At 68.5% G+C, this 16,757-nt stretch carries 12 protein-coding genes and 1 tRNA gene; 3 read left to right on the top strand and 10 right to left on the bottom strand.

Going from position 1 to position 16,757, the window contains the following annotated elements:
- Nucleotides 1-8: 8 nt before the first annotated feature.
- The 3 genes from BIX52_RS20050 (at nucleotide 9) to BIX52_RS20040 (ending at nucleotide 993) form a co-directional block, all read left to right on the top strand.
- A tRNA-Met gene (locus BIX52_RS20050) sits at nucleotides 9-85 on the top strand.
- 198 nt (nucleotides 86-283) lie between these two features.
- Nucleotides 284-598 carry a hypothetical protein gene (locus tag BIX52_RS23040; protein ID WP_205647865.1) on the top strand — a complete coding sequence of 105 codons (315 nt, stop codon included), beginning with the start codon at nucleotides 284-286 and terminating at the stop codon, nucleotides 596-598.
- A gap of 2 nt (nucleotides 599-600) precedes the next feature.
- The gene (locus BIX52_RS20040; protein ID WP_075222895.1) at nucleotides 601-993 is read left to right on the top strand and encodes a type II toxin-antitoxin system HicB family antitoxin; all 393 of its coding nucleotides are present in this window, start codon (nucleotides 601-603) and stop codon (nucleotides 991-993) included.
- Between the two features lie 76 nt (nucleotides 994-1,069).
- Here BIX52_RS20040 and BIX52_RS20035 read toward each other — a convergent pair whose 3' ends face one another.
- The 10 genes from BIX52_RS20035 to BIX52_RS23315 form a co-directional block, all read right to left on the bottom strand.
- Nucleotides 1,070-1,717, bottom strand: coding sequence for an ABC transporter ATP-binding protein (locus BIX52_RS20035; protein ID WP_075222894.1), 648 nt, complete (start codon nucleotides 1,715-1,717; stop codon nucleotides 1,070-1,072).
- The gene (locus tag BIX52_RS20030; protein ID WP_075222893.1) at nucleotides 1,717-2,694 is read right to left on the bottom strand and encodes an ABC transporter ATP-binding protein; all 978 of its coding nucleotides are present in this window, start codon (nucleotides 2,692-2,694) and stop codon (nucleotides 1,717-1,719) included. The genes BIX52_RS20035 and BIX52_RS20030 overlap by 1 nt, the downstream gene beginning before the upstream one ends.
- A complete protein-coding gene (locus tag BIX52_RS20025; protein WP_075222892.1) occupies nucleotides 2,691-3,686 on the bottom strand; it encodes a branched-chain amino acid ABC transporter permease in 996 nt (331 codons plus the stop codon). The genes BIX52_RS20030 and BIX52_RS20025 overlap by 4 nt, the downstream gene beginning before the upstream one ends.
- Before the next feature lie 8 nt (nucleotides 3,687-3,694).
- On the bottom strand, nucleotides 3,695-4,591 hold the full coding sequence (locus BIX52_RS20020; RefSeq protein ID WP_075222891.1) for a branched-chain amino acid ABC transporter permease: 897 nt from the start codon (nucleotides 4,589-4,591) through the stop codon (nucleotides 3,695-3,697).
- Between the two features lie 388 nt (nucleotides 4,592-4,979).
- Entirely contained in the window at nucleotides 4,980-6,296 is a 1,317-nt protein-coding gene (locus BIX52_RS20015; RefSeq protein ID WP_157956285.1) for an ABC transporter substrate-binding protein, read from the bottom strand.
- Between the two features lie 734 nt (nucleotides 6,297-7,030).
- Nucleotides 7,031-7,963 carry an ATP-binding response regulator gene (locus BIX52_RS20010; protein WP_075222889.1) on the bottom strand — a complete coding sequence of 311 codons (933 nt, stop codon included), beginning with the start codon at nucleotides 7,961-7,963 and terminating at the stop codon, nucleotides 7,031-7,033.
- Between the two features lie 3 nt (nucleotides 7,964-7,966).
- Complete coding sequence (locus BIX52_RS20005) at nucleotides 7,967-9,358, bottom strand: HlyD family type I secretion periplasmic adaptor subunit (RefSeq protein ID WP_075222888.1); 1,392 nt, start codon at nucleotides 9,356-9,358, stop codon at nucleotides 7,967-7,969.
- The gene (locus tag BIX52_RS20000; RefSeq protein ID WP_139312824.1) at nucleotides 9,355-11,688 is read right to left on the bottom strand and encodes an ATP-binding cassette domain-containing protein; all 2,334 of its coding nucleotides are present in this window, start codon (nucleotides 11,686-11,688) and stop codon (nucleotides 9,355-9,357) included. Before BIX52_RS20000 ends, BIX52_RS20005 begins: the two co-directional genes overlap by 4 nt.
- A 272-nt stretch (nucleotides 11,689-11,960) precedes the next feature.
- A complete protein-coding gene (locus BIX52_RS19995) occupies nucleotides 11,961-13,646 on the bottom strand; it encodes an ABC transporter transmembrane domain-containing protein (protein WP_083660583.1) in 1,686 nt (561 codons plus the stop codon).
- Between the two features lie 10 nt (nucleotides 13,647-13,656).
- The coding region (locus BIX52_RS23315; protein ID WP_075222885.1) for a beta strand repeat-containing protein at nucleotides 13,657-16,757 on the bottom strand (3,101 nt) is incomplete at its 5' end.

Raw genomic sequence — 16,757 nt, 5'->3', positions numbered from 1 at the left:
CGGGCGTCGGCGGAGTAGCTCAGTTGGTTAGAGCAGCGGAATCATAATCCGCGTGTCGGGGGTTCGAGTCCCTCCTCCGCTACCACCGTTTTCCCAAAGTGAAGTGGTGGTGTTAGGGCTCAATGCATTAGCGGCACCCAGCCTCACTATAATTCGCACAATTTTGACCGTGATGAGACGGCGACGCAGGTTCCTTAAACGTGCGCGTGTCCATACCGCTTGCTCCTTGCTTACATCTCCGTAAGGGTGCTGTCGTCGGACTTCGACGGCTGATGGAGGCGATGTGCCCGCGACCGATCTTGGCGAGCCGAGCGATGAAGAACCATTGCCGCCGTTGAGAAAAAGAGCCCTCAAGGCACTTGAGGCGATGGAAAGCAATCCCCGGGCAGACTGGACGATTGATGATATCGGCCGGGTTGCACGCGGTTTGGGGCTTAGGTTCTCTCCCCCTACATCAGGGAGTCATTACAAGGTGTCGAGCGAGCATGTTGACGGGCTTCTGGTCGTTCCAGCCAGGAAGCCGATCAAACCGCCCTATATCCGTGACTTCTGCGGACTATGCCGCGCGCATATCAACTACGCGATGGGAAAGGAATAGCCGTGACGAACCAATCCTATCCGATTGTCATCCTTCCCTTGAACGATGAGGACGGAGGGGGCTTCACTGCGATAGCGCCCGACTTGGTCGGATGCCGCGGCGACGGGGCGACCGAGGCGGAGGCCGTCACCGACCTTCGCATGGCGATCGTGGAATGGCTGGATGAGGCGCGCGCTTTGGGACGAAGGATCCCCCAGCCTGGCGAGCAGGCAGAGCGCATGATCGCTGCACGCCGCCAGATCGAGCAACTCATCGATGAGTTGATGATCGAGGTCGACGCGAAACTGCTGGGTCTGAGCGAGCGCGTCAAAAATTTGGAGACATTGCGCAATCGCTGGGTTGCCAGCTCCGCAGAGAACCAGCTTGCATCCGCGTACAGCTTCGAGAAGCATTGAGCGGCCCACAGACGCGACGGATAGTGCCGCCGTTCCGCCGCGGACAGGCGGGCACCCCCGGCGCCCGCCCCGCCCGTCACGCCGCCGACACCCGGCCGCGTTCGATCGTATACGTTCGGTCCACCAGCGGCGGGCTGTAGAGCGCGTCGGATTCCGAGATCAGAACGCTGTGGTCGCTTTCCTCTCGTAGCGTCGACAGGATCTCGACGAGCCGCTGCACCAACGCCGGGGCGACACCCTCAAACGGCTCGTCGAGGATCATCAGCCGCGTCCCCGCAACGAAGGCCCGGGCCAGCGCCACAAGCTTCTGTTGACCGCCGGAAAGCTGCATCGCTCGTTGGCCGCGCACCCGCGCCACCTCCGGCACAAGATCGTAGATCCGCGCCACACGTGCCTCGGCGTCCGCCGTGCGCGCGGCCCAGGCGGGGAGGCGCACATTGTCGTCCACCGTCCAGTCCGCCACCAGGCGCCGGTCCTCGGGCATGTAGCCGACGCCCTGGCGCGCGTGGATGTGCGGCGCCGCCCGCGTCGTGTCCTCACCGGCGACGGTGATGCGCCCGCCGCTGGCCGGGACGAGGTTCATCGCCGCGCGCATCAGCGTCGTCTTGCCCGCCCCGTTGCGGCCGACGAGGCCCACGAAGGCGTTCGCCGGAACCTCCAGCGATACACCGCGCAGAATGTCCGCCCCGGCGATGGAGACTGACACGTTGTCCAGCACCAGCATCAGGAAGCCCCCCCGGACGCGTTTGCGTTCACCGCGCGCCCTGGCGACGGCGTCAGAGCGTCGCCGCCCCCGGACACAGGCTGTGCGGCGGGCGCACCGGCCGCGCGCGTTGGTGATGGTTCATTCGCCGCGCTGCCCGGCGAGGGCGGGGAGCCGGCCGCGCCCCCGGATGCCGTCATCGCGCCCCCTGACGCGCCCCCTGACGCGCCCTCGGTCACACGGCCGGGCACCGGGGCGCCGATGATCACCCGCGCGACCTGATCGTGGGCGAACACCTCCTGCGGTGTGCCGTCGGCGATCACCGTGCCGTCGGTCAGCGCGACCACGCGCGTGGCGTAGCGCTCGACGATGTCCATGTCGTGCTCGATGAACACTACGGTGGTGCCGTGCGCCCGGAAGCGGGCCGCCAGACGCTCCATCACCTCGTTCTTCTCCTCGTTGGACACGCCGCTGGTCGGCTCGTCGAGCAGCACCAGGCTCGGCTCCGCGGCCGTCGCCATGGCGATGTCGAGAAGCTTGCGCGTTCCCTGGGGCAGCTCGGAGACGAGGCTCGTCGCGGTGTCGTCGATCCCGTATTCCACCAGTGCGGCGTGGGCCTCGGCCTCCAGCGCCCGGTCGCCGAAGCGCGACAGGATCTCGCCGCGCGGGCGGGCGAGGAGGCTGAGCGCCATCATCATGTTGTCCAGCGCGGTGGCGGAGGCGAAAAGCTGCGGCACCTGGAAGGAGCGCGCGATGCCCCGCCGGGCGAGGCGGCGGGATGGCATCCCCGTCACGTCCTCGCCGCGGAAGAAGACCTTGCCCTTGCTCGGCTTCAGGTGGCCGGAGACGATGTTGAGCAGCGTCGTCTTGCCGGCGCCGTTGGAGCCGATCACGCCGACCATGGCGCCTTCCTCGACGGCAAGGTCGATGCCGCTCGCCGCCGCGAACCCGCCGAAGGACTTGGCGATGCCGCGGCACTCAAGGATGGGAACCGTCATGACCGCTCCTTTGCGTTGGCGGGCAGGCTTTTGCCCGCGACGGGCCTCACCACGGCGCGCTTGGCGAGCACGAAGAGGTGGCCGAGCCCCTTGGGGAGGAACAGGATGATGACGAGCATCACCGCGCCGAGGACGAGCTGCCACTCGTCGGGGAAATGGGTGGAGGCGTAGGCCCGCAGCGCCTCCAAGAAGACCGAGCCGAAGAGCGGCGAGAGCACGTTGCCGATGCCCGAGATGAGCACGATGAAGACGAACTCGCCCGAGGTGGTCCAGAAGGCGAGGCTCGGGTCGGCGTAGCGCGCGGCTGCGGCGGCCAGCGTTCCACCCAGGCTCGCCAGCACCGCGGCGACGATGAAGCTCACGTGCACCGCCTTGGCGACGGACCAGCCGAGATATTCCACCCGCGTCTCGTTGTCGTGGATCGCCGACAGCATCCGCCCGAAGCGGGAGGTGAGGTAGAGGTGGGTCATCACCGCCGCGACGGCGAAGACCCAGATGCAGAAGACGAAGAGGGCGGGCGTCGCCCATTCGCGGCCGGGCACCACGCCGAGATAGGTGAGGCGGGAGACGTTCAGCCCGTCGGAGCGGCCGAAGAGGTCCATCTTGATGGCGATGCCGTAGACCACCATCGACAAGGCGAGGGTCAGCATCGCGAAGAAGATGCCGCGATAGCGCGCCAGGAAGGTGCCGACGATGGTGGCCACCAGCGCCGAGGCGAGGGCGCCGAGGAGGAGGCCGGCAAAGGCGTCGGTCAGGCCGAGGTGCCTTTGCGTCAGCGCCACACCATAGGCGCCGATGAAATAGAAGAGGCCCTGACCGAAGGTGAGGAGGCCGGAGCGCAGGAGGATCATGCATCCGAGCGCGGGGAGCGCCGCGGCGAGGGCGAGCTGGAGCATGTAGATCACCCAGCCCGGCATCAGGCCGTGGGCGAAGGTCAGCGCCAGCGCCCCGGCGAGGATGGCGATGATCGTGGGATCGACGAGACGTCGCATATCGGTCCTCAGATCTTGCGTGCGAGCGGGCGGGCGAAGAGCCCGTAGGGGCGAACGGCGAGCACCAGCGCCATCACCGCGTAGACGGCGAAGACCGCGAAGTCCGGCGCGAGGTGGGTCGCCGCCGCGCGGGCGATGCCGACCACCAGCGCGCCGACCACGGCCCCGCCGATGGAGCCGAGCCCGCCGATGACGATGACCGCGAAGGCGAGCACCACGACCTCGACGGCGATGCCCGGCGCCACGGCGATCTTGGGCGCGGTGACGGCCCCTGCGAAGGCGCCGAGCGCGGTGCCTGCGACGAAGGTGGCAACCATGATGGCGGTGACGTTGACGCCCATGGAGGCGGCCATCTCGCGGTCGTTGACGACGGCGATGACGCAGCGCCCGGTGCGCGTGCGGTTGAGCACCACCCAGACCGCGACGGCGACCAGAACCGCCGCGACCACGGTGAGGAGGTCGTAGACCGGATAGGCGAGGGGGCCGACCTGGGCCATGCCGAAGGCGTTGCGCGGCTGGAAGGCGTAGAGCGGCTGTCCGCCGAAGACGAGCTTGGTGATGTCCTCCATCATGAGGAACAGCGCGTAGGTGGCGAAGAGGGTGATGACCTCGGGATGGTCATAGAGCCGGCGCAGGATGGTGCGCTCGACCAGAACGCCGATGAGCCCGCCGACGGCGATGGCGCCGAGGAAGGCGGCGAGGAGCTGCACCCCGGTCCCGAAGCCGTTCTGGGCGGCGAGGCCGATGGCGTAGGCCGCCACATAGGCGCCCAGCGCATAGAAGGCGCCGTGGGCGATGTTGAGAAGGCGCAGCACCCCGAAGACGAGGGTGAGGCCGATGCTGACGAGGAAGAGCCAGCCGGCATATTGGATGCCGTCGATCAGAATGATCTGAAGTTGGTTCATCGGTTCTCTGGACGGTGCGGGTCGAGGCCGGGCGAGAGGGGCGGCGAGCGAGAGCGGACGCGGAACGAGCGGGCCGGATGCGACCGGCGACGAGCGTCAGGTCAACGGAGGAGGCCGCAGATCGCGGGGCGCGGTGGCCGGTGCGAACACCGGCCGCGAGCGGTTCGGCCGCGCGCGGCCCGGAACGACAATCCGCGCAGGGCCTTTGCGGCGGGCCGTCGCGCCCTGCCTTCGCGGCGGGTCCCCGCGGTCTCTGCGGTCGTTGTTGCGGGTCTCCGGCGCAGTCGCTCACGGCGCTACGCCGGTCGCCGTCTCATTGCCCGCGCCACTCAGTCATGCGGGGGGGCGGGCGGGTGCGGCGGCACGGCGGCCGCCGCGTGCGCCGGCCTCAGCAGGTGGCGCCGTCAAAACCCCCTTCGATCCAATCCAGCGCCTTCACGCCCTCGGGCGGGTTGACGCATTCCGCCTCGTAGACGCGCACGTCCTCGATGACCGGCATGTCGGTCTCGGAGTCCCAGCCGGTGTAGGTGCCGTAGGCGATGGCCGAGGTCCCCTGGTTGCCGTCGTGCAGGTTCATCGAGATCGGGTAGCCGTTGAAGGTCTCGAAGGTGCTGCCCTTCATCGCGTTCACGATGGCGTCCGTCTCGGGATAGGTGCCCTCCTCTGTGCCGGTCGCCTCCGCGGCGGCCTTGACGCCGATGAGACCCTGCGCGGCGACGTGAGCCGACAGCGGCGGGTAGGCGCCATAGGCTTCCTGGTAGACGTCGGCGAACCAGGTGGAGAGCTCGGTCTCCTTGGCGAGATAGGAGTTCGGCCCGCGCCCCGAGACGATCGTTCCGGCAATGGTGTTCTGGCCGAGCCCGTTGATGACGCCGGTGCCGAGCGTGAAGGCGAAGTCGGTGGACATGCCGAGGCCACGCGAGTTGGCCTGCAGCATCAGCGCGTCCGCATCGCCGCCCCAGAACGAGACGTAGGTGATGTCGGCCGGGTCCGAGGCGAGGGCGGAAAGTTCCGAGCCGTAGTCACCGGCGCCGAGCTGCGGGAAGAGCGCGTTCTTGAATTCGGCGTCAGGCTTCAGCGCGGACATGGCCGCCTGGAATTCGGCCCAGTTGTCCTGCCCCCACGAATAGTCCTGGTTCACGCCGGAGAAGGTGGTCGCGTCCGGCCGGGTTTCGGCGATGTAGCGGGCGAGTCCGACCTGATCCATCGTCCCCATCGGTGCGGAGCGGATGGCGTAGAAGGGCTCGGTATCGACTTCCTCGAACAGGCCCGGATTGCCGCAGTGGAAGAAGTTGGTCAGCGTCTGCAGCTCTTCCACGATGGGGGCGAGCGCGTTGCAGTTGGACGAGGAGGTGTAGCCCAGTACCATGTCGACGCCCTCGGCTTCGACGAGGCGGCGATATTCGGCGATCTGGTTGCGCACACTTCCCGCCTCGTCGACGTAGATCGCCTCGAGCGGCACGCCGTTGATGCCGACCTTGTCGTAGGGGGCCGGGACCGCGCCTTCGTTCAGCGCGTCGACGAGGAGTTCGGCGGCCTTGCGCGCGCCGTCGCCATAGGCCGCGCCCGCGCCCGACAGGAAGTAGACGAAGCCGACCTTGACCGTCTCCTGAGCGAAAGCCGGGGCGGCCGTCATCGGGGCCGCGGCGAGGGCCGTGGCGGCGAGGAGGCCCGCATTCAGGCGGCGGGTCAAAGAACGTGTCATCAAGTGTCTCCGGCAGTTGGACATGTCGAGACACAGCCGTCCCCCTCCGCTGCGCGGTGCGCGCATCGGACGAGGCCGGCCATGCAGCAGGTTACAGAGGATGAGCCCGGTCTGCGGGCTCTGCGATCAGGACCGTGCGCCAAACGGCGGCCGAGCGGCCGCCTGCGCGAGCATGATGAACGCCGAAGCCGCACCCCTCCCGAACGCCGCACGTCCCGCGCGGGATCGGCATGACGGGGAGGGAGGCAAGCGGTCCGGTCATCGGCTCCTGGTGTGATCCGCCGCGCAAAGGTGCCACGCGGCAGGCACAGACGGGATGGCGCTCGACAGCGCGGCCGTGGCGGCGCGTTGTCCGGCCCGTGCGATCTACAAAGGGCGATCAGGCTGATCGCAGAGCCTTGTGAAGGCTCTTGTAAACTACGTTAATGGCGCTTGTTGTGCACGTAAAGGGTGCTGCCTGAAAACCAGGCGCAACCCTGCCATGTCCATGATGCCGGGAACGATTTCGCGCTTCGGGACTCGGGGCCCCGACCTGCAGCGGTGAAAGGCGGACAACGAGGAGCGGAAAACGCTGCCCCTCTCTTATCGTTCCTCGAACCTGCATGACCGTCTACCGCAGAACCGTAGCTCTCCCGTGAAGTCGGCTGCTGCCGACGTCGGCGCCCATGATGCGCAACGGCGACGCCAGGTTTCGCCGGCATACAGCCGTTCCAATCCGAAGGGTGCTTGCCCGGCTACCAGACGATTTTCGGCGTGTTGAGGAGGATCGCGACCGCCTTGTTTCCCGTCGCATCGTAGGACAGACGGTCGAAGGCGAAGTTGGCGGCGCGGGCGATGCCGCGGCCGCAGTTGGCGTTGGACCGGCTCGGGTCGGTCGACAGGAAGGGCCGCCAGTTGAACCCCGGTCCGTTGTCCTGAACGCTGATGTAGAGTCCATCCTCGCGGCGCATCCCCGTCGCCTCGACGAAACCGTTCGCGTAGGCCGGATCGCGCGCCCGCTCGGCCAGTGCCCGTTCCCATGTCCCGTCGGCCAGATGCTTGGACTTCGCGGCGAGGCCGAACCGCAAGACTCCGTGCTCGATGCCGTTCTGGATCAGCTCGTAAATGCCTTGGATCGCTTTGTCGGAGGCCTCCTGCATGCTGGCGATCATCGAGACGACGCCTTCCACCTCGTCGGGCTTGCTCAGGCGGAACCGCACGACCTCCATGTTGCGGAAGGCGGACTGATGACCCGAAAGGTCCGACCGCACCTTGCGCTGCCGGCCGATCTCTTTCAGCGCCGAGGCCATCACGGAAGCGACCAAGGCTTCCGCGGGCGGCTTGGTGACGTAGTAGAAGGCCCCAGCCTCGAGCCCGGCGCTGACGTCCTCCGGGTCCTTGGCGCCGGTGAGGATGATGATGGGGATATCCTTCGTCGACGCCTCGCGCTTCAGCCGCCGGGTCAGGCCGAGCCCGTCCATCACCGGCATCATCCGGTCGGTGACGACGATGTCGGCTGCGCCTGGCGTTTCGCGCAGGAGGGCAAAGGCTTCCGCGCCGTTGCCCGCGGTGGTGACCGCATAGCCGAGCGAATCGAGCACGCCCTCCATCATCATGAGCGCGGTGCGGTCGTCGTCTACCAGTAGGACTTTCGCCTTCGCAGTTGCCGCCGTTCCAGCCATATCCATGGATCAACGCTCCGCGAAGGCGGTCTTCATCGCGCGCGAGACCGGGCTGAGGATGTAGGACAGGACCGACCGCTCGCCGGTGATGATATCGGCGGCCACCACCATGCCGGGCGAGATGCGGGCCGACGGTGTTCCGGGCAGGTGATCCGTTTCGAGGTCGATGCGCAGCTTGTAGTAGGGCTCGCGGCCCTGGTCGGCGAAGGAGGAGGGCGAGATTTCGCTCACCGTCCCCTCGATCCAGCCGAACTGCGTGAAGTCGAAGGCCGACACCTTCACATGGGCGGGCAGGCCGACGCGCAAGTAGCCGATTTCACTCACCGGAACATCGGCCTCGGCGGTCAGCTTCTCGTCGAGCGGGACGATCGTGGCGAGCGGTTCGCCGCGGGAAATGACACCGCCGATGGTGGTCACGTTGAGCGATTTGACGAGGCCGTTGACGGGTGAGGTGACCGTGAGGCGGCGCTGGCGGCGCGTCTTTTTGCTGACATCGCCCGTCATGGCGGTGAGCTGCGAGCGCAAGTCCACGATCTGCGTCGACAGATCGGCGCGGAAGCGGGCGTCGAAGGAGACGAGGTTCTGCTCGGTCTCCTTCAGGTGCTCGGCGGCGGCCGCTTTCTTCTCGATGGCGATGCGGATGGCGTTTTCAGCGTCGATCACCGCTTTGCGGCGTTCGGCGAGCACCGAGCGGGTGGCATAACCCTTTTGGACGAGACCCTCGATCCGGGCGAAGTTCTCTTCGGCGAAGGCCTTGTCGTCGGCCAGTGCGCCGAGCTGCGCGTCGTAACTGGAGAGGATGGCGCGAGCCTGCTCGATCTGGCTTTGGATCAGGCCGCGCTCCTTCGTGTTCGCGTCCTTGCGGCTGCCATAATAGTCGGCGGCGCGTGTCGCCGTTTCGGCGTCGAACGCGGAGAAGTCGGGATCGCGGTTGGTGGTGAGCGCCGTCAACCCTTCGATCTGGGCGTCGATGTCGGCCTTCTGGCGCACGGCGACGTCGAGGTCTTCCCCCGTGGCGCCGTCTTCGAGCTGGAAGAGGGGCTGACCTTCCTGAATGCGGTCCCCTGCGCGAACCAGGATCTCGCGGATGATGCCGCCTTCGTAGTGCTGCACCACGCGCTCGAACCCGGACGGCACGATCATGCCGCTGGCGGTCGACACCTCGTGGATTTCCGCCATCGCCGCCCAGGTGATGAGCGCGCCGAGGGAGGCGGCCACGAACAGCGCCACGTGGCGCAGCGAGCGCGCGGCCTCCGTTTCCTCCACCAGCACGGGATGGGTCAGCGCGAAGGCGGTGCCGCTGCGGCCTGCGGCGAGGTCGACCGTGGAGACGGCGCGGGATGATCCGCCGGTCTCGTCGAGACCGGCCACGGGAACGGTATCGATGGCCGAGGCGGTCATAAAGCTCTGCTCTCCAGCAGCGATTTGGGCGTTGAGATGGTGGGAACCTTGCCGTAGCGCAGCGCGACGACGCGCTGGGCGAGCGACAAGAAGTCGGACCGGTGGGAGACGAAGACGATGGTGGCGCGTCCGCGCGCCGGCTCACCTGCGGCGATCGGCCCGGCTTCGTCCGGCGAGATCCGGCCGCCATTGACGATGAGCTTGCGCACCAGGTTGCCGACCGGCCCGTCCAGCAGCCCGTTCGGCACCTCGTCGATCAGGATGACGCGCGCATTGACGAGCAGGGCGCGGCCGATGGCGATCTTGGTGACGAGCTCGGCCGGCAGCGCCTCGATCTCCACCGCAGACAACGGCGCGTCGAGCCCGCCCGAGATGGTGCTGAGGTGCTCTTCGATCTCGCAATCCTGAACGACGCGGGCGAGATGCTCGACGCTGGCGAGGGGGCTCGCGAAGAGGAGGTTCTCGCGCACCGTGCCGGGGAACAGCTTCGGCGACTGCGGGATGTAGGCGATCTTGCGCCGCAGGTCGTTCGCCGCGAGCTGGCGCAGGTCCACGCCGTCGATCCGCAGCGCGCCGAGGGCGAGGTCGGAAAGGCCGAGGACGAGTTTCAGGATCGTGGTCTTGCCGGTGCCGTTCGCGCCGGTGATGGCGACCTTGTCCCCCGGCGCGATGTCGAGGTCGAGGCCGACGAAGACGGGGCGTGTATCGCCGCCGCGGAAGCCGACATTGAGGAAGGTCACCGCACCGCTGGGGGCGCGCAGGTCCGTATAGATCCGCGTCGGGTCGCGCTCGGTCGGAAGGTCCATCAGCGTGTTGAGCTGCTTCACCGCGTTGGAGAGCTGCTCGAACCGCAGGACCGAGAGGCAAAGCGTATGGAACGGCGTCAACGCGCGCAGGCCGAGGATGATGATGGCGAGGAGGCCGCCGGGCCCGATCAATCCGGCCCAGCTCGCCCGCGTTCCGCCGATGAGAAGCAGCGCGGTGGCGCTGATCAGCACCAGCGTCGAGAGGCTTTCGGCTCTGGCGCCGATCAGGCGGAGTCCCATTTGCGCGGTCTGCTGCCGCCGCGCGCAGCTCACCATGCGCTCGGACCATTGGTGTGACAGGCCGGCTTCGCGGATGACATCGCGCTTCTCGAAGGTCTCGATGGTGATGCGCTGCATCTCCGTGGATTCGTCCGCGGCGATGCTGGTGCGGATCCGCGCTTGCCGCCGCATCAGGGCGAAGACGCTGATGTGAGCCAGGATCGCAATGACCGGGACGAGGGCGACCCAGCTCGCCAGCACCGCGATGGCGGCGACGGCGCACAGGCTCGCCGGCGCTTCCATGATGGCCGCGAAGCCGGGGCCGGTGGCGAAGTCGCGGATGTTCTCGACTGTGCGCAGACGGGACGCCTGGTCGGTGGCGGCTGAGCGTTCCGACAGGGAGGCGCGCAGCTTCAGCAGTCGCTCGAAGGACATGGTGCCGATGAGGTAGTCCACCCGCGCCGCGATAAAGGCGACGATGGACTTGCGCTGTGTCAGGAGCGCCGCCTCGATGGCGATTGCGAGCAGCATGCCGATGATGAAGCCCGGCATGGGCACTGGCGAGCCGAGGCTGATCACCTGCGCATAGGTCTGGATGGTGAAGAACGGGATGAGCAGCGCCACCAGCGCGACGCCGAGCGAGCACAGGAGAAGGGCGAGGCCGGCCTGCTCGAACCCGGACAGGAGCGCGCGGAACCAGGACGCGCCCGTGTGGGCGCGCTGGCTCGCGTCGAGGCGATGCTCGTCGGCGGGGTGAAAGGACCACAGGGTGCCTGGCCCCAGCGATGATCCCGGCACGAGGAGACGGCTGGGGCCCGACAAGCCGATGACCCGGCCCTGACCGGTGTCCGGACATGCGAACACGACCACGGGCTCGCCGCCCAATGCGTCGGGGATGAAGAGACTGGGCCCGCCCGTCCACTCGCCGTCGCGGGTGAGCGCGGTCGCTGCGGCGCGGCTGGGCTCGCGCCGCACGGCAAGGCCGAGATAAGCCATCGCGCGGGCGGCATTCTGCGCGGTCAGAGGCGCGTTGTCCCCGGTAGGCGGCAATGCGGACAGGAGGTTGCGCACCGACTGGTCGATGCCGGTGACGAGCGACAGCGCCGCGTAGAGGCGGGTGCACCCCGTGCCGGAGTGGGGCGCGGCATCGTCCGGTCGGGCCTGGCCGCGTGCATGGTCGATCGCCCCGGTCAGGCGGACAATCGCCACCTCGAGCCGTGCGAGCTCCGTCTTGAGGACGGCCGGAGCCTTCTGGGATACGCCGGTGGCCCGCCGCGACACGGCGTGCGCCACAGGTTTTGCCACGGTTCTTGCCGCGCGTGATGGCGCCGGTGCGGACGGCGGCGCCGCCGGTCTCGGCGCGCCGGATGAGGTCGCGCTCGTCGCACCCACCGCCGCGCCGGGAGATGCGACACGCTGCGCAGCAGCGGCGGATGGGAGCGTCAACTGGCGCTCCGCCGCGACGTCGCGAAGCGCAAGGGCGCGCGCGCCGGTGCGGGTGGAGGCGGTGCGTTCGGTCGCCTCGCCACGGGGGCCCGTCGCAGGGCTCGGCGAACCTGGCCGCCGCTCTGCCGCGCTCACAGTTTGACGTCTCTGTAGGCGGTGCGCTCGCGCATCTCGAAGCCCTCGGTCCGTACCAGTCCCGACCGCGTCAACGTAAATCTCCGGTTGGCATAGCCGAGGAGGTTCACGTCGTCGGACAGGATGACAAAGGAGGCTTGCCCATGGATCTTGCCGACGAAGCGGTGGAGCTTGGCGTAGCCCTCCTGGTCGAGCCCGCGGTCGGCATTGTTGAAGAGGATGAGCCGGGGCCGCGTGGCGAGCGCCCGCACCAAGGCGAGCTGCTGCACCAGGCCGGGGGCGATGGTCTCGTTGGCGCCGCCCATCAGTTCCGTGTCGAGCCCGTTGGGCAACGTCTTCAGAATGTCGTCGATCTCGAGGATCTCGGCGACCTCCATCGCCGCGTCTGACGTCACTTCACCGAAGCGGGTGATGTTGTCGCGGATGGTGCCGCGGAACATGCTGCCGTGGGGCGGTACATAGCCGACGAACCTGTTGAGATCGCTCTGCGGCACTTCGGTCGGGGCGAGGCCGTTGAGCCGGACACTGCCGCGCGTCGGCGCGATGATGCCGGCAATCACATGCATCAGCGCGGCGTTGGCTTTGGGATCGGCGCCCGACAAGGCGATCACCTCGCCGGGCGAGATGGTGAGGTTGGCGCCCTCGAACATCACCACCCCGTTGTGGGACACGGTGACGTCGTCGACCTGGGCGCGGCCCTCGTTGGGGGCTGAGCGCCCTTCGACCGGATTGGCGATGAGCGGTCGGTCGAGCACCGATTGCACCGCGACGCGCGCCGCTTCCACATCGCGCATCTGCACGTAGACGAAGACGGCGCGCTGAACCGGGGCCATCAGCCGGCTGGCGATGATGACGATGGCCGTCACGCCGCCCATCGTCATGGATCCGTTGGCGACCGAGAGCGCGCCGAACGCGAGGACGAGGGCCACGAGCACCTGGCTGGCGATGGGGCCGGAGGTGATGAGCCGTCCGCTCGCGAGGGCGAGCTTGTGATTGGCGGCGGTGACCGCACCCTGCACCGTCTCGTAGCGGCGCAGCATGGTGTCCTCGATGCCGAGCGCCTTGATCGCCTGGATCGCCGAAAGCAGGCTGAACAAGGTGCCGTAGCGCGCCTCGCTCATGGCCTTGGCCGCATGGGCGGCGCCCTTCATCTGGAGGGCTTCTCTCAGCGTCACCGCGGCGAAGATCACCAAGGCGGTGCTGACCATCACCCCCGCGGTGACGGAGATGGTGAGGATGACGGCGATCATCATCGGCAGGAAGAGAAGCTCGACGATGCTGACGAGGATCTGGCCGTTATAGCGGTCCTTCAATTGGCTGATCGCGGCCAGATAATCGAGGCTCTGGGCCGGGGTGGTTCCGCCGCGCGGCGGCTCGCCGAGGAGGACCATCGTGAGGACGCGGTGGGTGGTGGCGCCGGCGAAGTTGGCGCCGGCGCGGGCCATGATGGCGGCGCGCGCGTATCGCAGCAGTGCCTCCGCGACCCCGCAGGCGACCAGGATGAGCGCCAGGACCGACAGCGTCGCCGATCCCGGATTGGGCAGCACGCGGCCGAAGACCTGTGAGGCCACGATGGGCACGCACAGGCCGAGGACGTTGAGGGCCATCGTCAACGCGACGAGTTCGCCCAAAGGGCGAACTCGCGCGATGTGATGGACGAGGCGACGCAGTGCGGTGCTCATCTCTCAGCGATTACAGCTCCAACCCTCCTCCGAGCTTGCCGTCGAACGCGGTCGGATCGTTGGCGACGACCGCCAGATCGCCGAACCCGGCGTCGAAGAGGTCGAAGTCGGCGGTCGTGGCGGCGTCGTCGAGGGAGCCGGACAGGAGGTCCAGTGTCGACATGGCTTCGTCGATGGACTCCGTGCCGAGGCTGAGGTCGATCGTGCTGTCACCGCCGAGGTCGGTATCCGGCTTGACTGCCGTTTCCAGTTCGGCGTCGAGCGCGTCGAACAGGGCGAGGGTGTCGTCCGCCGCGACCGGCTCCTCTGTGCCGAGGGTCACGTCGGCGGAGATGGGCGCATCGCCGGTGAGGCCGTCGATGAGGTCGAGGTCGGCGTCGGCGGACACGGCCAGGGGGGCACCGTCCTCCAGACCGAGGTCGACGTCGGCGGCGATGTCGATGTCGCCGACGATCGCCTCGACCGGATCGAGAACGACGTCCGCGTCGGCGATGAGATCCTCGCCCGGAAGATCCACGCCGAGATCGACGGCGAGGTCGGCATCGCCCTCGGCCGGTGCATCACCACCGAGATCGACGGCGCCCAGCACCTCGTCCACGGTACCGGCATCGACGGTGCCCAGGTCACCGGCATCGAGGAGCGCGTCCAGGGTGCCGGTGTCGACGGTGCCGAGGTCGGCCGCGTCGAGAACGGCGTCCACGGTGCCGGCATCGACAGTGGCAAGATCGGCCGCGTCGAGGGCAGCGTCCACGGTGCCGGCATCGACGGTGCCGAGGTCAGCCGCGTCGAGAACCGTGTCCACGGTGCCGCTATCCACGGTGCCGAGGTCTCCGGCGTCGAGCGTGGCGTCGACGAGGCCGTCCACCGTGCCGAGGGTCACGTCGGCGGAGATGGGCGCATCGCCGGTGAGGCCGTCGATGAGGTCGAGGTCGGCATCGGCGGACACGGCGAGGGGGGCGCCGTCCTCCAGACCGAGGTCGGCGTCGGCGGTGATGTCGATGTCGCCGACGATGGCCTCGACCGGATCGAGAACGACGTCCGCGTCGGCGACGAGGTCCTCGCCCGGCAGGTCCACGCCGAGATCGACGGCGCCCAACACCTCGTCCACGGTCCCGGCGTCGATGGTGCCGAGGTCGGCCGTGTCGAGAACAGCATCCGCCGCGCCGCCGTCGATGGTGCCGAGGTCTCCGGCGTCGACGGTGGCGTCGGCGAGACCGTCGACCGTGCCGAGGGTCACGTCGGCGGAGATGGGCGCATCGCCGGTGAGGCCGTCGAGAAGGTCGAGGTCGGCATCGGCGGACACGGCGAGGGGGGCGCCGTCCTCCAGGCCGAGGTCGGCGTCGGCGGTGATGTCGATGTCACCGACGATGGCCTCGACCGGGTCGAGGACGACGTCCGCGTCGGCGACGAGGTCCTCGCCCGGCAGATCCACGCCGAGATCGACAGCGAGGTCGGCATCGCCCTCGGCCGGTGCATCACCGCCGAGATCGACGGCGCCCAACACCTCGTCCACGGTGCCGGGGTCGACGATGCCGAGGTCGGCCGTGTCGAGGACCGCGTCCACCGTGCCGCTATCCACGGTGCCGAGGTCTCCGGCGTCGAGCGTGGCGTCGGCGAGGCCGTCCTCCGTGCCGAGGGTCACGTCGGCGGAGATGGGCTCATCGCCGGTGAGGCCGTCGATGAGGTCGAGGTCGGCATCGGCGGACACGGCGAGGGGGGCGCCGTCCTCCAGACCGAGGTCGGCGTCGGCGGCGATGTCGATGTCACCCACGATGGCCTCGACCGGATCGAGAACGACGTCCGCATCGGCGACGAGGTCCTCGCCCGGCAGATCCACGCCGAGGTCGACGGCAAGGTCGCTGTCGCCTTCGGCCGGAGCATCACCGCCGAGCTCGACGGCGCCCAGCACATCATCCACGGTCCCGGCATCGACGGTGCCGAGGTCAGCGGCGTCGAGGACCGCGTCCACCGTGCCGCTATCCACGGTGCCGAGGTCACCGGCGTCGAGCGTGGCGTCAGCAAGACCGTCCTCCGTGCCGAGGGTCACCTCGGCGGATATCGGCGCATCGCCGGTGAGGCCGTCGATGAGGTCGAGGTCGGCGTCGGCGGACACGGCGAGGGGGGCACCGTCCTCCAGACCGAGGTTGGCGTCGGCGGCGATGTCGATGTCGCCGACGATGGCCTCGACCGGATCGAGAACGACGTCCGCATCGGCGATGAGATCCTCGCCCGGCAGGTCCACGCCGAGATCGACGGCAAGGTCGGCATCGCCCTCGGCCGGTGCATCTCCGCCGAGATCGATGGCGCCCAGCACCTCGTCCACGGTGCCGAGGTCGGCAGTGTCGAGAACAGCATCCACGGTGCCGGTATTGATGGTGCCGGTGTCGGCCGCGTCGAGGACCGCGTCCACGGTACCGGCATCGATCGTGCCGAGGTCGGCCGTGTCGAGGACCGCGTCCACGGTGCCGCTATCCACGGTGCCGAGGTCGCCGGCGTCGAGGGTGGCGTCGACGAGGCCGTCCTCCGTGCCGAGGGTTACGTCGGCGGAGATCGGCGCGTCGCCGGTGAGGCCGTCGATGAGGTCGAGGTCGGCGTCAGCGGACACGGCGAGGGGGGCACCGTCCTCCAGACCGAGGTCGGCGTCTGCGGTGATGTCGATGTCACCGACGATGGCCTCGACCGGATCGAGAACGACGTCCGCGTCGGCGATGAGATCCTCGCCCGGCAGGTCCACGCCGAGATCGACGGCAAGGTCGGCATCGCCCTCGGCCGGTGCATCACCACCGAGATCGACGGCGCTCAGCACCGCGTCCGCGATGCCGAGGTCGGCAGTGTCGAGATCGGCCGCGTCGAGGACCGCATCCACGGTGCCGGTGTCGACGATGCCGAGGTCGGCCGCGTCGAGCACGGCGTCCACGGTGCCGGTGTCGACGGTGCCGATGTCGCCGGCATCGAGCGTGGCGTCGACGAGGCCGTCGACCGTACCGAGGGTCACGTCGGCGGAGATGGGCGCATCGCCGGTGAGGCCGTCGATGAGGTCGAGGTCGGCATCGGCGGACACGGCGAGGGGGGCGCCGTCCTCCAGACCGAGGTCGGCGTCGGCGGTGATGT

The organism is Acuticoccus yangtzensis (genome assembly GCF_001927245.1).
Lineage (GTDB): Bacteria > Pseudomonadota > Alphaproteobacteria > Rhizobiales > Amorphaceae > Acuticoccus > Acuticoccus yangtzensis.
The sequence above is the reverse complement of the archived record's forward strand: the minus strand, read 5'-3'. Positions and strand labels throughout refer to the sequence as shown.

Coding starts and splice junctions, on each gene's coding strand:
- BIX52_RS20030 (WP_075222893.1), bottom strand. CDS start 2,694: ATGACGGTTCCCATCCTTGAGTGCCGCGGCATCGCCAAGTCCTTCGGC.
- BIX52_RS20035 (WP_075222894.1), bottom strand. CDS start 1,717: ATGCTGGTGCTGGACAACGTGTCAGTCTCCATCGCCGGGGCGGACATT.
- BIX52_RS20025 (WP_075222892.1), bottom strand. CDS start 3,686: ATGCGACGTCTCGTCGATCCCACGATCATCGCCATCCTCGCCGGGGCG.
- BIX52_RS20020 (WP_075222891.1), bottom strand. CDS start 4,591: ATGAACCAACTTCAGATCATTCTGATCGACGGCATCCAATATGCCGGC.
- BIX52_RS20015 (WP_157956285.1), bottom strand. CDS start 6,296: ATGACACGTTCTTTGACCCGCCGCCTGAATGCGGGCCTCCTCGCCGCC.
- BIX52_RS20005 (WP_075222888.1), bottom strand. CDS start 9,358: ATGACCGCCTCGGCCATCGATACCGTTCCCGTGGCCGGTCTCGACGAG.
- BIX52_RS20010 (WP_075222889.1), bottom strand. CDS start 7,963: ATGGATATGGCTGGAACGGCGGCAACTGCGAAGGCGAAAGTCCTACTG.
- BIX52_RS19995 (WP_083660583.1), bottom strand. CDS start 13,646: ATGAGCACCGCACTGCGTCGCCTCGTCCATCACATCGCGCGAGTTCGC.